Origin of the sequence: Citricoccus sp. GCM10030269 (assembly GCF_042665635.1) — a bacterium.
Classification (GTDB): domain Bacteria; phylum Actinomycetota; class Actinomycetes; order Actinomycetales; family Micrococcaceae; genus Citricoccus.
Genome location: NZ_JBHTCV010000001.1, coordinates 107,304 through 122,898 on the forward strand (window position 1 = coordinate 107,304; position 15,595 = coordinate 122,898).

Here is a 15,595-nt window from a genome sequence, read left to right on the forward strand (position 1 = left end):
GATGGCCACCCGGCCCACCGGCGGGTCCGTGGCCGGCTCCGTCGAGCGCACCTCCCCCGATCACCGCTCCCCCGATCACCACTCCCTCGATCACCACTCCGCCGCGGCCACGACGGGGGCGCCCTACGGAGCCGGCGAATGGCCCTTGGTCCCCCTCAAACGCCACGAACGGTTCCCCGTCCTAGTGACAGCCGGGGTGTGGCTGGTCTTCCTCGTCTGGCCGCTGGTGACCATGATCACCGGCGACGCTCCGGTGAATCTGAAGATTCTGGGCTTTATGGGCATGGCCGTTTTCGTGACGGTGTACCTCGGTCACTTCATCTGGCCGTGGCCGTTGCAGTCCCTGCCGCACTGGGCGAACACGCTGGCCGTGACCCTGCTGCTGGGCCTGTGTGTGCTGGCCATGGCTCCGGCGGCCGGGCTCAACGCGTACAACTGTCTTCCCTTCACCCTGGCCATCTGGATCTTCCCCCACCGGATCAAGATCGGACTGCCGGTGGCGGTGGGGCTGGCCATCGTGTGGGTGATCGCGACCTTCTTTATCGACGCCGGAACAGAGCAGCTGTGGATCATCCTGCCCACCGCTCTGGCGCTGGTCATCATGGTATCGCTCCGGTTGGCGATGGAACGCGAGGAGAACGCTCGCGTTCTCGGCGAAGAGGTGGCCCTGTACCGTCAGCGCGAGCAGTTCGGCCGGGATGTGCATGACGTGCTGGGCCATTCACTCACCGTCATCACCCTGAAGACCGAACTCGCCCGTCGCTTGATGGACTCGGATTCGGAGGCGGATGCCACCCGGGCCAAAGCCGAGCTCGACGAGGTCTTGTCCCTGGCGCGTGAATCTCTCACCGAGGTTCGCAACACGGTGGGCGGACTGCACTCACCGGATCTGGGCGGACAACTCGCTGCGGCCCGCACTGCCCTGGACGCCGCGGGCATCGAGCCCCGGCTCCCCTCGGTGTCCGTGGCGGCCGGATGGCCCGCCGCCCGGCGTGAACTCTTCGCGTGGTGCCTGCGGGAGGCCGTCACCAATGTGGTGCGGCACTCGCAGGCCCGCCGGTGCACGGTCACCCTGAACCCGGACCGACTGACCGTGAGCGACGACGGCGTCGGGCCCTGCGCTCCCCAGGAGTCCGGCCATGGGCTGCGCGGCATGCACCAGCGGGTCTCGGAGGCCGGCGGAACCCTCAGCGTCGGCGAGGCGAAACCGGGCGAGGACCGTCCCGGCACCCTGCTGGAGGTGCGGCTGTGACGGCGCGGGACGGGGCCGGCGTCAGGAGGATTCGGTTGTTGCTCGCGGACGACCAGGCGCTCGTCCGAGGTGCGCTGGCCGCGCTCTTGGCCATGGAACCGGACCTGGAGGTGGTGGCCGAGGTCGGCGACGGGTCGTCGGTGGCTGCCACGGTTGCTGAACGGCAGGTCGACGTCGCACTGCTGGACATCGATATGCCCGGACTCGACGGCATCGAGGCCGCCCGAGCGGTGACCTCGGGCGGGACCGGATGCCGGGTGCTGATCGTCACGACGTTCGGCCGGCCCGGCTATCTGCGCCGTGCGATGGAGGCCGGATCGAGCGGGTTCGTGGTCAAGGACACGCCGGCGGAGCAGCTGGCCGAGGCGGTCCGCAGGGTCCACGCCGGCCACCGCGTGGTGGATCCCTCCTTGGCCGAGGAGACCCTCGTCTCCGGTTCCAACCCGTTGACCGACCGCGAGCGCGACGTGCTGCGCGCCGCCCTGGACGGGTCCAGCGTGCGCCAGATCGCCTCGGAACTGTTCCTCTCTCCCGGCACAGTCCGCAATCACCTGTCCTCGGCGATCGGCAAGACGCACACCGCCAACCGCACTGAGGCGGCTCTCACGGCTCGGGACAACGGCTGGCTCTAGGGGTCAGAACGCAGGGCTGGTCAGAACGCGAGGCCGAAGACCCACACTCCGAGGGTCATGGTGACCAAGGTGATCAGGACGATGCCGGTGATGTTCAGGAACAGCCCGCCCTTGACCATCTGACCGATGGTCACGTAGCCGGACCCGAAGGCGATCGCGTTGGGGGGCGTGGCGACCGGGAGCATGAACGCACACGAGGCGGCCAGGGCCACCGGGATGGCCAGCAGCATCGGGTCCACGCCGACGCCGACGGCGATGCCGCCGGCGACCGGGAGGAAGGTGGCCGCCGTCGCGGTGTTCGAGGTCAGCTCGGTCAGGAACAGGATCGCCGCGCCCATGATGGCCACCAGCAACCACGCCGGAAGCCCGCCGAGACCACCGACTTGCTCACCGATCCAGTCGGCCAGTCCGGAATCACTGAACTGAGCGGACAGCGCCAGGCCGCCGCCGAAGAGCAAGAGCACTCCCCAGGGCAATTTGACCGCCGATTCCCAGTCGATTAGGCGCACCCCTCGGGCCGCTCCGGCCGGCAACAGGAAGAGCAGCACGGTGGCTGTCATGGCGATGCCGGCGTCGCTGATCAGACCGTCGAAGGCCAGGGGCATGATGATCCAGGAGGCCGCGGCCAAGACGAAGATCACCAGCACCCGGATCTCCCCGGAGGACATCCGGCCCAGCTTGGACAGTTCGTCCGTGATGAGCTGCCGCCCGCCGGGAATCTCGTCGATCTCGGCTTTGAACAGCACCCGGGTCAAGAGGAACCAGATGATCACCATCATCACCAGGGACAGCGGCACGCCCACGAGCATCCACTGGCCGAAACCGATGGTCACGTCATGCGTCTGGGACATGTAGCCGGCGAGCAGAGCATTGGGCGGCGTGCCGATCAGCGTTCCGAGGGAGCCCACCGAGGCGGCGTAGGCAATGCCCAGCATCAGTGCGGTGCCGAAGTTCGACCGGATGACGGCGTCCTTGACCTCGCGCGATTCGGGGGCGGAATCCTTGGTCACCTGGCCCGAGCGTTCCGCCACCACCAGCGTCAGCACCGAGACGCCGATGGGGATCATCATGACGGCCGTGGCGGTGTTGGACACCCACATGGACAGGAAGCCGGTGGCGATCATGAAGCCGCCGACCACACCACTGGGCTTGGTGCCCATGGCACGGACAGTCAGCAGTGCGATCCGTCGGTGTAGATCCCACCGCTGCATCGCCAGCGCCAGGACGAATCCGCCCATGAACAGGAAGATGATGTCGCTGCCGTAGGAGGCGCCGACGTCGTCCACGGCGATCTCCTCACCGAGAACGGGGAAGGCGATCAGCGGGATCAGCGCGGTGGCCGGGATGGGGATCGCCTCGGTCATCCACCACACCGCCATCAAAGCGGCGACGGCGGCCGTCAGTCGCGCGTTCTGGCCCACGTCCGCGGGCATCGCCAGAAAGATGACGACGGCGAGGATGAGGCCCGCACCGAACCCGGTCCACCGCCGCCGGTGCTGGCTCTGGTCCTCGGCCTCGGCGCGTTCTCCGGGCGACCGGTGATCGACCTGTCCCGCTCGGGCTGCTGTGTCCGGCATCGTGTCCCGTCCTTCCGCCAGCTGTAGCCAGCTTCTCGTGACTTCCCCTGCTTCCCCCGGCCGGTGGACCGGCGAGTATGGCAAGTATCACGTTAAGCGTTCTGACCTCGGAAAATCGACGGTTGGCCAGCGAGTCGGCGTGCCCTGGATTCGAGCGAGGTCCGTTAACGTGTCCGCCAGCTCTGGGAAGCTGGTGCCATGGAGACATCTGCAGTGCTGTTGACCGGTGTGGCGTGCGTGCTCGCGGGACTGGTGGTGGGGGCCGCCCTCGGCGCCTGGCTGGTGTTCGCGCGTCTTCGGGCCACATGGCAGGAGTCGGCCGAGCGGGCCCGGGAGGAGGCACAGTCGGCGCGGAGCGAGTTGGCCGAGGTGCAGGCCGCGCTGGCTGCGGCAGAGGCTGAGAGCCGCGTACTGACGGCGGAGCGCTCGGCTGACCGGGACCGTACCGAAGCTGAGTCGAAGGTGCTGACGGCGTTGGCGCCGGTGGATCAGCGGCTGCAGACCCTGCAACGTCAGGTCGGCATGCTCGAACGGGACCGGGTGGAGCAGTACGGGCAGTTGTCCGAACAGCTCAAGACCGCCGCCGCCACGGATTCAGCGCTCTTGGTCAACACCCGCTCCCTCGTGGCCACGCTGAAGTCCACGTCCGCCCGCGGCCACTGGGGTGAGGTCCAGTTGCGCCGAGTCGTGGAGGCGGCCGGCATGTTGCCCCACACCGACTTCGACGAGCAACAGGTCCTGCGCGGTGATGAGGAGCAGATCCTCCGCCCCGACCTGGTGGTGCGGCTCCCCGGCGGCAAGTCGCTCGCGGTGGACGCCAAGGCTCCCCTGGCCGCCGTTCTGGAGGCCGAGGAGCTGGCCGGTGACGTCAGCGCCGAGGCAGCGAGCCGGCGTCGTGAGTTGCAGGCGGCCCATGCCAAGGCCGTCCGGGCGCATGTGGATGCACTCTCCGCCAAGGAGTACTGGCAGGGACTGCCGGACTCGCCCGAGATGGTGCTCTGCTTCCTGCCCGCCGAGTCCTTCCTGGCCTCCGCTCTGGAGGCCGATCCCGGACTGCTGGATCATGCGTTCTCGCGGAACGTGGCCCTGGTGGCGCCGGTGTCCCTGCTGGCAGCCCTGAAGTCGGTCGCCTACGCGTGGCGCCAGGAGACACTGACGGACAATGCCCGTGAACTCTTCGAGGCCTCCCGGCAGCTCTACCAGCGGCTCGGGACTCTGGGCGGTCACGTCAGCAAACTTGGCGGCTCCCTGAGGTCCGCGGTGGAGAAGTACAACTCGCTGGTCGGCACCCTGGAGTCACGGGTGCTGCCCTCGGCGCGGCGGATCGGCGATCTGGATCCCTCGAACGGCTCCGAGCTGGAGCCGCTCAAACCCGTGGAATCCAATCCCCGGGTCCTGTCTGCAGCAGAACTGCTGGACGAAGACTGGGCGGCCGGCGTCGAGACTGACGGGGCGGCTGACGGAGTGGCTGACGGTGGGACGAAAAGGAGCGCTGGTCTGGGACGTCAGGGCCATGCCGTAGACTGAGGGACAGCCAGCCGGGTAGGACCCTTCCTCTCCGGTGCCGGCCAGCACCGCGTTGAGTGGCTTTTGTCATGCCGCAGCCGCCCGTGCTAGGGCCGGGTCTTTCTTCCACCCGGACGGATTCCTTCTTCGTGACTTCTCTTCAGCATGCCGCCACTACTGGCGGCTCCACCACCCTGCCCTCCTCCGCGGAGACCTCCGGCCAGGCCGGGGACTTCGCCGAACTGGGTGTCGCCGCCGGCCTGGCCGCAGCGTTGGCACCGCAGGGTATCTCCACCCCGACTCCCATCCAGAAGGCCACCCTTCCGGATTCCCTGACCGGTCGTGACGTCCTCGGCCGTGGCCGGACCGGATCCGGCAAAACCTACGCCTTCCTCTTGCCGCTGGCCTCTCGTCTTCAGGGCGGGCGTCACGCCACGGCGCGCCGTCCGCGGTCGCTGATCCTGGCGCCGACGCGTGAACTGGCCCTACAGATCGAAGAGTCGTTCGCCCCGCTGTCCGCGGCCACCGGGCTGTCCTCGCAGACGGTGTTCGGCGGTGTCGGTCAGAACCCGCAGGTGAAGGCCCTGGCGCGCGGTGTCGATGTGCTCGTCGCGTGCCCCGGTCGCCTGCTCGACCTCATGGGCCAGGGCCACGTCGACCTGTCCGCCGTGGAAGTGCTCGTCATCGACGAGGCCGACCACATGGCCGACATGGGGTTCCTGCCCATGGTCCGCCGCATCCTGGACAAGGTGTCGACGACGGCGCAGAAGATGCTCTTCTCCGCGACCCTGGACGAGGGCGTCGGCGTCCTCGTCCAGAAGTACCTCAAGAACCCGGTGGTGCACGAAGCCGATTCGGCCGTCTCCCCCGTGTCCAAGATGGACCACCATGTGGTCTCCGTGGATGGCGAGGACAAACTGGTCACCCTGGCGAACCTGTGCGCGGCTCCGGGCCGGACCATCGTGTTCACCCGCACCAAGTACGGCGCCAAGAAGGCGGCCAAGCAGTTGCGCCAGCGTGGTGTCTCGGCGCTCGAGCTGCACGGCAACCTATCCCAGAACGCCCGCACGCGGAACTTGGACGCCTTCCACAACGGCACGGCGGGAACCCTCGTCGCCACGGACATCGCCGCTCGCGGCATCCACGTGGACGATGTCTCCCTGGTGATCCACTCGGATCCGCCGACCGAGCACAAGGCCTATCTGCACCGCTCCGGCCGTACCGCTCGCGCGGGTCAGGCCGGCACCGTGGTGACCTTGGCGAGTCGGGATCAGCGCAATGAGGTCCGCACCCTGATGCGCGCCGCCAAGATCAGTCCGACCGTCCACGCCGATGGCGCGGACAACGCTCTGCTGGAGACGCTGGCCCCCGGCGAACGCACCTTCCTGGAGACAGCCGAGCTCGAGAAGCTGCTCGCCGTGTCCACCCCGAGTGCTCAGAGCAACCAGGGCGGACAGGGCAACCAGGGCGGCCGTAACGGCCGTCAGGGCCAGCAGCGCGGTCAGCAACGTGGTCAGCAACAAAGCCGCCAGCGCGGACAGGGCGGAGGCCAGGCAAGCCAGGGTGGTGGCCAGCGTGGTCAGCACCGTGGCCAGTCAGGTCAGGGTGAGCAGGGCGGCGCCACCAATGGCGGTGCCCATGGCAACCGCGGTGCCGGTTCCGGTGGCAACGGTGCGGGTCGCAGTGGTGCCGGCCGTCCCGGGAACCGGCGCGCGGGCTCGTCAGCCGGCGCGCCGACGTCGGGAGGACGGGTCTACACCTCCGAGACCGGTCAGCGCCCGAGTGACAACCAGTCCGGCCGTGACGACGTCAGCGCTTCGCGCGGCGGCGAGTCCGGTCGCGCGGGCGGCTCCGGCCGTTCCCGTGGCGGACGTGGACGCCGTCAGCCTTCGCGCTCAACCCGCAGCTGACGCCACTGCCGCTTCCGGCGGTTCCATCGCTCCTGCCGCTCAGACCGGCACAATGGCAGCCACGCGTCTGACGACTCCGGTCGTCAGCGCTGGTGGCCGCCGAGGGAGCGGTCGACGTCGCCGGCCTTCTTCATCTCGGCCCGCAGTTCCTTGGGCAGGGAGAAGATGATGTCCTCCTCGGCCGTGACGACCTCGTTCACGGACGCGTAGCCGTAGTCGGCCAGCAGTTCCAGCACCTCTTGGACGAGGACCTCCGGAACAGACGCGCCCGAGGACAGTCCGACCGTGGCCACTCCTTCGAACCAGGACTCGTCGACTTGATTGGCGAAGTCCACTCGCTCGGCCTGCCGCGCGCCGTACTCCAGCGCGACTTCCTTGAGGCGCACGGAGTTCGAAGAGTTGGCCGAGCCGACGATGATGACCAGATCGCAGTCCGGTGAGATCTTCTTGATCGCCGCCTGGCGATTCGAGGTGGCATAGCAGATGTCATCCGAGGGCGGGTCCTGCAAGTGCGGGAACCTTTCGCGCAGAATGGCCACGATCTCCAGCGTCTCGTCCACGCTCAGGGTGGTCTGAGACAGCCAGATCAGGTCGTCAGTCTCCTCGACCTGTACCGTCCGGGCCTCATCAGGATTGTTGATGATGGTGGTGTTCTCGGGAGCCTCACCGTAGGTGCCCTCGACCTCTTCGTGACCTTCGTGGCCGATCAGCAAGATGCGGCGGTTCTGCTTGGCGAAGCGCACGGCCTCGCGGTGAACCTTGGTCACTAGCGGGCAGGTCGCGTCAATCGTCCGCAGATTCCGCTCGGCGGCCTCGTTGACCACAGCCGGAGACACACCATGCGCCGAGAACACGGTCAGCGAGCCCTCGGGGACCTCGCTGAGCTCGTTCACGAACCTCACGCCCTGCGACTCCAGCGTGTCCACGACGTGCCGGTTGTGCACGATCTCCTTGCGCACATAGACGGGCGCCCCGTGGTGCTCCAGGGCCTTCTCCACGGCGACGACGGCCCGGTCCACGCCGGCGCAGTACCCGCGCGGCGCAGCCAGCAGAACCTTCTTCTCCCCGTTCACGACGGCGGCGGCCTCCACCTCCTCACGAGTGCGGCGGACGCGGGGCACCTGGGGCATCCCGACGGCGATCGGCGAGCCGGAGGCAGGGGCGACAGTGGGGGTGGACATATGTTCCATTCTACCGGCCACCCGGTCCCTGGCCACCCGTGGCGATGACCACTCATCAGTTGTCGGATCCCACCCCAGTGGTGGAGGTCAACACTGGGGCCACCTCCGACAACTGATGCGGGCTAGCTGATGGCGCGGCGGCGACGATGGGAGACCATGGTGGTCACCGCCCCCATGGCTAAGGCCAGGCCACCGCATCCGAGGAGGATCGCCGTGTCCGGCATCCAGTAGTCCCGGATCCCGTCCAACAACGACGCCGACGCGGCCCGGGCGATCCCGTCCACCCCCGCGGCCGGCGCCATCTCCTCCAGCCCCCATCGGCACACCACTCCCACGGCGAGGATCGTCATCCCGAGTACGACCAGCGGGACACCCCTGCGCCGACGAGGTGCCACCAGCAGGGCGACCAGCGCCAGGACTGCCGACGCACCGGCCAGCCACGGCCATCGGTGCAGGTTGTCCACGGTCATCACCATGGCGTCTCGGGGAACGGCATCCGGATCGGGCACGGACAGATCCACGGACGTCAGCGAGTCCTCCGAGGCGTCGGCAAGCCCGTTCTCCAAGGTCTCGGCGATCGATTCACCGCCGGGCACTCCGGACACCGCATCCGCGAGTCGGTCGACCCCGAGGTCCATCAGCGGGGCGATCTGCAGGTGCACGGTCGCCGCGTCGTCGGCCGGGGAGGATTCTGACGGGGAGGATTCTGACGGGGAGGCGGCATCCCAGGAGGCGGCTTCCCGGGCGGCGTCGGCCGGCGTCGGGAGGTCCTCAGCGAGGCGATCGATCCGCGCCACCCAATCGGTCCGGGTCTGCTCGATGACCTCGGACCAGGCGGCCGGGAAGCGCTCATCCGTGACCAGGCCCTCGGCCGAGCGCTGCACCAGTTGGACGAGGCCGGTCTGCAGCAGCCCCGCGAACCCGTCCCACGAGCCGCCGGAGTCTCCCGCGTCCGGCAGCTGCTCCTCGACCAGGCGGCCCAGCTCCTCGGGCACCGCTTCCCGCAGTCGCTGGTCCTGTGACATCGACCCGGCGATCTGCTGCAGGGGCTCCGGGGTGTGGACGAGGTCATCGGCCCGCGCGGCCACGAAGGACAGGGCCGCGAGCAGACCGGCCAGCGCGGCCAGCAGGATCGACAGCGGCGTGCGCATGGTGGCTCCCTTCGTGCTGGCCTCGTGCTGGCTTCGTGCTGGCCAGGCGGGGTTCGAGCGGATTTCGCGCGGGTCAGTTCACGGCACCGCGAGATCCCCGCCTAGCCTATGGGGAGAACAGTCGAACACCTCGAGAGGACTCACCCGCGCATGGACGACCAGCAGGCATCGGGACCTCCGGCGACCGCCGCCGGCACCGGCCCGGACGCTCCCTGGCCCTTGCGAGTGCTCTCGGAGAACCTCAAACAGTACTTCGAACGGGCCCCCGCGGCCTGGATCGAGGGCCAGCTCATCGAGTTCAAGGTGATCCGGGGCAACGCCTGGATGACCCTGCGCGACCTCGACGGGGACTACTCCCTGCCCGTGACCGCCTGGCGTGCCGTGGCCTCCACACTGGAGGGAACGGTCGAGCCGGGTTCTCGGGTGGTGGCCCGCGTGAAGCCGAGTTTCTACACCAAGACGGGCCGGCTCACCATGGTCGCCTCGGCGATGCGGCCGGTGGGCCTCGGCGATCTGCTGGCACGAGTGGAGAACCTCCGCCGCACCCTGGAGGCCGAGGGCCTGACGTCCCCGGCGCTCAAGAAGTCCCTGCCCGTCCTGCCGAACCTGATCGGTTTGGTCACCGGCAAGAACTCTGACGCCATGAAGGACGTTATTCGCAACACCCACTTGCGGTGGCCCCAGGCGCGGTTCGAGGTGAGAGAGGTGGCGGTCCAGGGAGCCTCCGCACCGCGCGAGGTGATGACCGCGCTGGCCGAACTGGACGCTCATCCGGAGGTGGACGTCATCGTCGTCGCTCGTGGCGGCGGTGCGTTGGAAGAGGTCGTGCTGCCGTTCTCCGACGAAACACTGGTGCGGGCCGTGGCCCAGGTGCAGACTCCCGTGGTCTCGGCCATCGGTCACGAGGCGGACCATCCCGTGCTCGACGACGTCGCCGACCTCCGCGCCTCCACGCCCACCGATGCCGCCAAGCACATCGTCCCCGACGCCGCCGCGGAGCGCGACGCCGTCGCGGGGGCACGATTGCGCCTGGCCGCCGGAGTGGAACGGCTGGTCCAGCACGAGGCCGAACGGCTGGCGAATCTGCGGTCCCGGCCCGTCATGGCCCAGCCGGAGCGGTGGGTCGACGAACGAGCGCAAGACCTCGAGCGAATCCGGGAGCGCGCCCGTACATCCTTGGCCGGCCGGCTGGATCGTGAGCACGACGCCGTCGGACACCTGCGTGCCCGGGTGCGCTCACTTTCCCCCCAAAAGACACTGAACCGCGGTTACGCGGTGGTCCGGCATGCGGACGAGGTGATCCGCAGTGCCGAGCAGGTCGACGTCGGCGACTCACTGGATGTTCTGGTGGCGGCCGGGCGCCTCGGAGCCGCCGTCACGAGCATTCACCCGCTAGCCCCCTCACCCAGCGACAGCCCCAGCGACAGCCCCGAGCAGGAGAACGCATGAACGCCGAAGTCCCTGAAGCCTCCGACCAGACCGCAGCACCGGCGGATGAGTCGTCGGACACGACATCCGGTCGTGGACCGGCACCTCACGAGGCAGTGGCCGTGGACGGCTTCTCCGCCGCCGACACCTCGGACATCGCCACGATGAACTACGAGCAGGCGAGGGCGGAACTCGTCGAGACGGTCACGCGCCTGGAAACGGGCGGAGCCGGGCTCGAGGAATCCCTGGCGTTGTGGGAACGCGGCGAGGCGCTGGCCGATCGGTGCGAATCGTGGCTGGACGGTGCTCGGCTCAAGCTCGAGGAGGTCCGGGCCAAGACGGCACAGTCGATGCAGGCCACAGAGACGGCCCGGGGCGGAGAATCAGCCCCATCGGACTGACCTGAGGCCCGGGGCCGTCGTCGTCGCCGCGCTCCTCGGTGGGCGAGAAGGTGATCGTCAGGCGGTCTGGCCGGAGTGCTTGCCCTCGGCGAACTCCTCGACGAGCTTGGCGTTGAAGGCGTCCAGATCGTTCGGGTTGCGGCTGGTCGTCAGACCCTGATCCACCACGACCTCCTCGTCCACCCAAGTGGCCCCGGCGTTCTTGAGGTCCTCGGACAGCGAGTGATAGCTGGTCAGCTTGCGGCCCTGAATCACTCCCGCGTTGATCAGCGTCCACGGCGCGTGGCAGATGGCCGCAACCGGCTTGTGCTGTTCGAAGAAGCCACGCACGAAGTCCTGCACAGCGCTGTCCACGCGGAGGGTGTCAGCATTCACGGTGCCGCCGGGCATCACCAGGGCGTCGAAGTCGGAGGCGGACACGGTACCGGTCTGGTGGTCGACGGGGAAGGAGTCGCCGTGCTCCCAGTCGCCCTTCATGGCGGTGATGCTCTCCGCCTCCGGTGACACGAGCTTCGGCTCCCCTCCAGCGGCTTTGACGGCGTCCCAGGGAGAAGTGAGTTCGGCCTGTTCCACACCGCGGGTGGCGAGGAAGGCAATGGTCTGTCCTTGAAGCTGCTGTGTAGTCATACTCGGCACCTTAGACACGGCCCCACGAGACTGTGAAGGGCTGTATGACGAACACCACGACCTCGCCGCGCGAGGGACATCAATTCAGGGATCCCATGGTTCCGGAAAGCCTTCATTGACCCCGCGTAAAAGCCCAGTTAGTGTCAGCACCGAATCTCATATTCACTACTGTCACCGCCTGTTGTGATCATCGCTTGCCGACCAGCCTGCACACTCGCTGAACGCCCGAAAGGGCAAAGAAGGACACTGTGATGCCCCACATTCTGGAACGAGAGGCCATCGTCGCTCCTCGAGACTTCAATCGGTGGCTGATACCAGCTGCCGCCCTGGCCATTCATCTGTGTATCGGTCAGGTCTACGCCTTCAGTGTCTTCAAGAATCCGCTCATGGGCCACTTCGGCACCGGAGAGGTCGCCGTCGGGTGGATCTTCTCGGTGGCCATCGCCATGCTGGGGCTGTCCGCGGCCTTCGGCGGGACCTGGGTGGAGAAGTCCGGACCGCGCAAATCGATGGTGGTGGCCGGCTCGTTCTGGGTCGCCGGCTTCCTGGTGGCCACCCTGGGCATCGCGACGGGTCAGCTCTGGCTGGTCTACCTCGGGTACGGCGGGATCGGCGGCATCGGCCTGGGCATCGGCTACATCTCCCCCGTCTCGACCCTGATGAAGTGGTTCCCGGACCGCCCCGGGCTGGCCACCGGCCTGGCGATCATGGGGTTCGGCGGCGGTGCGCTCATCGCCAGCCCGATGTCCAACGGCCTGATGTCCTTCTACGGCGGCGGCACGGAGCCGGAGCAGTTGCAGTCGGGTCTGATGCAGACGTTCCTGACGCTGGGCGTGGTCTACGCCGTCATCATCACGCTGGGCGCCATCGTGATCCGCGTTCCCCATCCCGAGTGGAAGCCCACCGGCTGGGATCCGGAGCAGGTGGAGAACAAGCCGATGCAGACGAAGGGCAACGTCTCCGCCAACTCCGCCATCAAGACCTACCAATTCTGGCTGTTGTGGATCGTGCTGTTCTGCAACGTCACCGCGGGCATCGGCATTCTGGAGAACGCCGCACCCATGATCCGCGACTACTTCGACACGATCACCCCGGCGGCCGCCGCCGGTTTCGTGGGACTGTTGTCGATCGCCAATATGGCCGGGCGGTTCATCTGGTCCACCACCTCGGACTACCTGGGGCGCAAGAACAACTACATGATCTACCTGGGCGTCGGGCTGGCGATGTATCTGCTCATCGCTCTCACCAGCGGCGCGAACCTGGTGCTGTTCATCATCGCCACCATGGTCATCATCTCCTTCTACGGCGGTGGCTTCGCCACGATTCCCGCCTACCTCAAGGACATGTTCGGCGTGTATCAGGTGGGAGCCATCCACGGCCGTCTGCTGACCGCCTGGTCTGCCGCCGGCATCGCCGGACCACTGATCGTCAACAGCGTGCTGGAGGCCCAGGCCGATGCCGGGCTGACCGGCGCGGAGCTCTACACGCTCTCACTGTTCATCATGGTCGGCCTGCTGGCCGTGGGCTTCGTGGCCAACCTGCTGGTGCGGCCGGTCGATGAAAAGCACCACATCTCCGAGACAGAAATCCGGGAACAGGAGCACGCCTCATGAGCAACAGCGCGGGCGAGACCCCGAACACCAGCCCACACGAACAGCAGCCCGACGGCGGCGCCGCGCCTGAGCCTGCCGCCTCCGGCGGCGCGTACCGCATCGTGGCGCTCATCCTCGCCGTGATCGTCGTCGCCGCCCTGGCCTACGGCCTGATCGACACCGGCATCAAGGCCTCGGCGCTGTTCACCCTGTAGGCCAGCGACTCGGGACGTCCGTCAGCTGGCAGCCAGCCGCCGCTTCTCGCGCTCGACGTCGAAATCTGCGGGCGGCCACTCGAGCTCCATCGACTCGAGGGCGGAAATCAGCAGTTCCTGCACGGCGATCCGCGAGTACCACTTGCGATTTGCCGGCACGATGAACCACGGAGCCGCCTCCGTGTCCGTCTCTGCGATCGCGATCCGGTAGGCGTCCATGTAGTCGTCCCAGTACGCGCGCTCGTCCACGTCACCGGGGCTGTACTTCCAGAACTTGTCCGGGCGGTCCAAGCGCTCGGCCAGTCGTTCCCGCTGCTCATCCTTGGACAGGTGCAGCATGACCTTGACGATCCGGGTGCCGTCGTCCACGAGTTCCTGTTCGAAGGCGCGGATCTCGGCATAGCGCTCCTGCACCTCGGGAAGCGGCGTGAGCTCGCGGACGCGGTGAATGAGCACGTCCTCGTAGTGGGACCGGTCCCAGACCCCGACGAACCCGTTGCGGGGCACGTGCGGGCGGACGCGCCAGAGAAAGTGGTGCCGCTTCTCTTCGTCGGTCGGCGCGATGAAGGACGCGGTGCTCACGCCTTGAGGGTCCATCGATCCCACCACGTGACGCATGATCCCGCCCTTGCCGGCGGTGTCCATGGCCTGAACGACCAGCAGCAGGGACGGTCCTTGCCGGGAGCCGTTGGCGTACAGCAGTTCCTGCAGTTCGGACAGTCGCTCGGCGCGGGAGGCGAGCGTCGCCAGCCCCTCGGCTTTGCCACCGAGGTAGCCGGGCTTGGACTCTGGGTCCACGTCAGCGGGCGCCACGAGGGAGCCGCTTCGGTCACCGTGACGGGCACGCAAGAGGTCCCACGGGCTCTCGTGAAACCCCATCACGTGCTTCTTAGCGCTCACGGTAGTTCTCCAGGAAGTCGGCGATGCGGCCGATGGCTTCCTCCAGATCGCGCACGCTGGGCAGGGTGACCAGCCGGAGGTGGTCGGTGTCAGGCCAGTTGAACGCCCGACCGTGCGAGACCAGGATCTTCTGGGCCCGCAGCAGTTCGATCACGAACTTCTCGTCGTCCTCGATCCGGTAGACCTCCGGATCCAGCTTGGGGAACAGGTACAGCGCGCCCTGGGCGGGCTGTACGGTCACCCCGGGGATCTCCGAGAGCAGCCGTTGAGCGACGTTGCGCTGCTCGAGCAGTCGTCCGCCCGGCAGGATCAGATCGTTGACGGACTGATAGCCACCCAGCGCGGTCTGAATGGCATGCTGCGCCGGAACGTTGGCGCACATGCGCATGTTGGCCAGCAGCGTCAGTCCTTCGAGGAAGTCGCTGGCCCGGTGCTTCGGTCCGGAGATCGCCACCCAGCCGGAACGGAAACCGGCCACTCGATAGGCCTTGGACAGTCCGGAGAAGGTCAGCGTCACCACGTCGTCGGACAGTCCGGCCGCGTTGATGTGCCGGGCGCCGTCGTACAGGATCTTCTCGTAGATCTCGTCGCTCATCAGGACGAGGTTGTGCTTCCGCGCGATCTCGACGATGCCGGAGAGCACTTGGCGTGAGTAGACGGCGCCGGTGGGGTTGTTCGGGTTGATGACGACGATGGCCTTGGTCCGGGGGGTCACCTTCGATTCGACGTCCTCCAGGTCCGGCGCCCAGCCTTCCTCCTCCACACAGCGGTAGTGCACGGCGCGGCCGCCGGACAGGGTGGTGGCGCCGGTCCACAGCGGGTAGTCCGGGGACGGGATGAGGACTTCGTCCCCGTTGTCCACCAGCGCCTGCAGCACCATGGAGATCAGCTCGGAGACGCCGTTGCCGATGAACACGTCTTCCACGTCGATGCTCATGATCCCGCGCGACTGGTAGTACTGGCTCACCGCGGTCCGCGCCGAGTAGATGCCCTGCGAATCCGAATAGCCCTGGGCATGCGGCAGGTGGGAGACCATGTCCTTGAGGATGGCGTCCGGGGCCTCGAAACCGAAGGGCGCGGGGTTGCCGATGTTCAGCCGCATGATGCGATGACCGGCCGCTTCCATCTTCTGGGCCTCTTCCAGAATCGGTCCGCGCACGTCATAGCGCACATTGAGAAGCTTGGAAGACTGCTTGATCTGACCGGTCCGTGACGTTGCCATG

The 15,595-nt window shown here is 67.6% G+C and carries 14 protein-coding genes; 8 read left to right on the forward strand and 6 right to left on the reverse strand.

Annotated elements, in window-relative coordinates; translation table 11 throughout:
* Nucleotide 1 precedes the first annotated feature (1 nt).
* Together ACFQQD_RS00550 and ACFQQD_RS00555 are read left to right on the forward strand one after the other, a co-directional pair.
* Nucleotides 2-1,252, forward strand: coding sequence for a sensor histidine kinase (locus ACFQQD_RS00550; protein WP_378085112.1), 1,251 nt, complete (start codon nucleotides 2-4; stop codon nucleotides 1,250-1,252).
* Nucleotides 1,249-1,884 (forward strand): response regulator, encoded by a 636-nt coding sequence (locus tag ACFQQD_RS00555; protein ID WP_378085114.1) that lies wholly within the window; start codon nucleotides 1,249-1,251, stop codon nucleotides 1,882-1,884. Before ACFQQD_RS00550 ends, ACFQQD_RS00555 begins: the two co-directional genes overlap by 4 nt.
* Before the next feature lie 20 nt (nucleotides 1,885-1,904).
* Here ACFQQD_RS00555 and ACFQQD_RS00560 read toward each other — a convergent pair whose 3' ends face one another.
* The gene (locus tag ACFQQD_RS00560; protein ID WP_378085116.1) at nucleotides 1,905-3,461 is read right to left on the reverse strand and encodes an SLC13 family permease; all 1,557 of its coding nucleotides are present in this window, start codon (nucleotides 3,459-3,461) and stop codon (nucleotides 1,905-1,907) included.
* 198 nt (nucleotides 3,462-3,659) lie between these two features.
* On the opposite strand from ACFQQD_RS00560, the gene ACFQQD_RS00565 reads away from it, so the two are divergent.
* A complete protein-coding gene (locus ACFQQD_RS00565) occupies nucleotides 3,660-4,988 on the forward strand; it encodes a DNA recombination protein RmuC (protein ID WP_378085118.1) in 1,329 nt (442 codons plus the stop codon).
* A gap of 173 nt (nucleotides 4,989-5,161) precedes the next feature.
* Nucleotides 5,162-6,877, forward strand: coding sequence for a DEAD/DEAH box helicase (locus ACFQQD_RS00570; RefSeq protein WP_378086062.1), 1,716 nt, complete (start codon nucleotides 5,162-5,164; stop codon nucleotides 6,875-6,877).
* Between the two features lie 83 nt (nucleotides 6,878-6,960).
* On the opposite strand, the gene ACFQQD_RS00575 is transcribed toward ACFQQD_RS00570, so the two are convergent.
* Both ACFQQD_RS00575 and ACFQQD_RS00580 read right to left on the reverse strand, forming a co-directional pair.
* On the reverse strand, nucleotides 6,961-8,058 hold the full coding sequence (locus ACFQQD_RS00575; protein ID WP_378085120.1) for a 4-hydroxy-3-methylbut-2-enyl diphosphate reductase: 1,098 nt from the start codon (nucleotides 8,056-8,058) through the stop codon (nucleotides 6,961-6,963).
* 122 nt (nucleotides 8,059-8,180) lie between these two features.
* On the reverse strand, nucleotides 8,181-9,209 hold the full coding sequence (locus ACFQQD_RS00580) for a hypothetical protein (RefSeq protein WP_378085122.1): 1,029 nt from the start codon (nucleotides 9,207-9,209) through the stop codon (nucleotides 8,181-8,183).
* A 150-nt stretch (nucleotides 9,210-9,359) separates the two neighbouring features.
* On the opposite strand from ACFQQD_RS00580, the gene xseA reads away from it, so the two are divergent.
* Nucleotides 9,360-10,658: an exodeoxyribonuclease VII large subunit gene (xseA, locus tag ACFQQD_RS00585; RefSeq protein WP_378085124.1), complete on the forward strand. Its 1,299-nt coding sequence runs from the start codon at nucleotides 9,360-9,362 to the stop codon at nucleotides 10,656-10,658.
* On the forward strand, nucleotides 10,655-11,038 hold the full coding sequence (locus ACFQQD_RS00590; RefSeq protein WP_378085127.1) for an exodeoxyribonuclease VII small subunit: 384 nt from the start codon (nucleotides 10,655-10,657) through the stop codon (nucleotides 11,036-11,038). Before xseA ends, ACFQQD_RS00590 begins: the two co-directional genes overlap by 4 nt.
* 57 nt (nucleotides 11,039-11,095) lie before the next feature.
* Here ACFQQD_RS00590 and ACFQQD_RS00595 read toward each other — a convergent pair whose 3' ends face one another.
* A complete protein-coding gene (locus ACFQQD_RS00595) occupies nucleotides 11,096-11,665 on the reverse strand; it encodes a type 1 glutamine amidotransferase domain-containing protein (protein ID WP_378085129.1) in 570 nt (189 codons plus the stop codon).
* A 251-nt stretch (nucleotides 11,666-11,916) separates the two neighbouring features.
* On the opposite strand from ACFQQD_RS00595, the gene ACFQQD_RS00600 reads away from it, so the two are divergent.
* Nucleotides 11,917-13,278, forward strand: coding sequence for an OFA family MFS transporter (locus ACFQQD_RS00600; protein WP_378085131.1), 1,362 nt, complete (start codon nucleotides 11,917-11,919; stop codon nucleotides 13,276-13,278).
* Nucleotides 13,275-13,472, forward strand: coding sequence for a hypothetical protein (locus ACFQQD_RS00605; RefSeq protein ID WP_378085133.1), 198 nt, complete (start codon nucleotides 13,275-13,277; stop codon nucleotides 13,470-13,472). The genes ACFQQD_RS00600 and ACFQQD_RS00605 overlap by 4 nt, the downstream gene beginning before the upstream one ends.
* Nucleotides 13,473-13,493: 21 nt before the next feature.
* On the opposite strand, the gene ACFQQD_RS00610 is transcribed toward ACFQQD_RS00605, so the two are convergent.
* Both ACFQQD_RS00610 and ACFQQD_RS00615 read right to left on the reverse strand, forming a co-directional pair.
* Nucleotides 13,494-14,351: a PPK2 family polyphosphate kinase gene (locus ACFQQD_RS00610; protein ID WP_378086064.1), complete on the reverse strand. Its 858-nt coding sequence runs from the start codon at nucleotides 14,349-14,351 to the stop codon at nucleotides 13,494-13,496.
* 10 nt (nucleotides 14,352-14,361) lie between these two features.
* A complete protein-coding gene (locus ACFQQD_RS00615; protein ID WP_378085135.1) occupies nucleotides 14,362-15,594 on the reverse strand; it encodes a pyridoxal phosphate-dependent aminotransferase in 1,233 nt (410 codons plus the stop codon).
* Nucleotide 15,595: the final 1 nt, after the last annotated feature.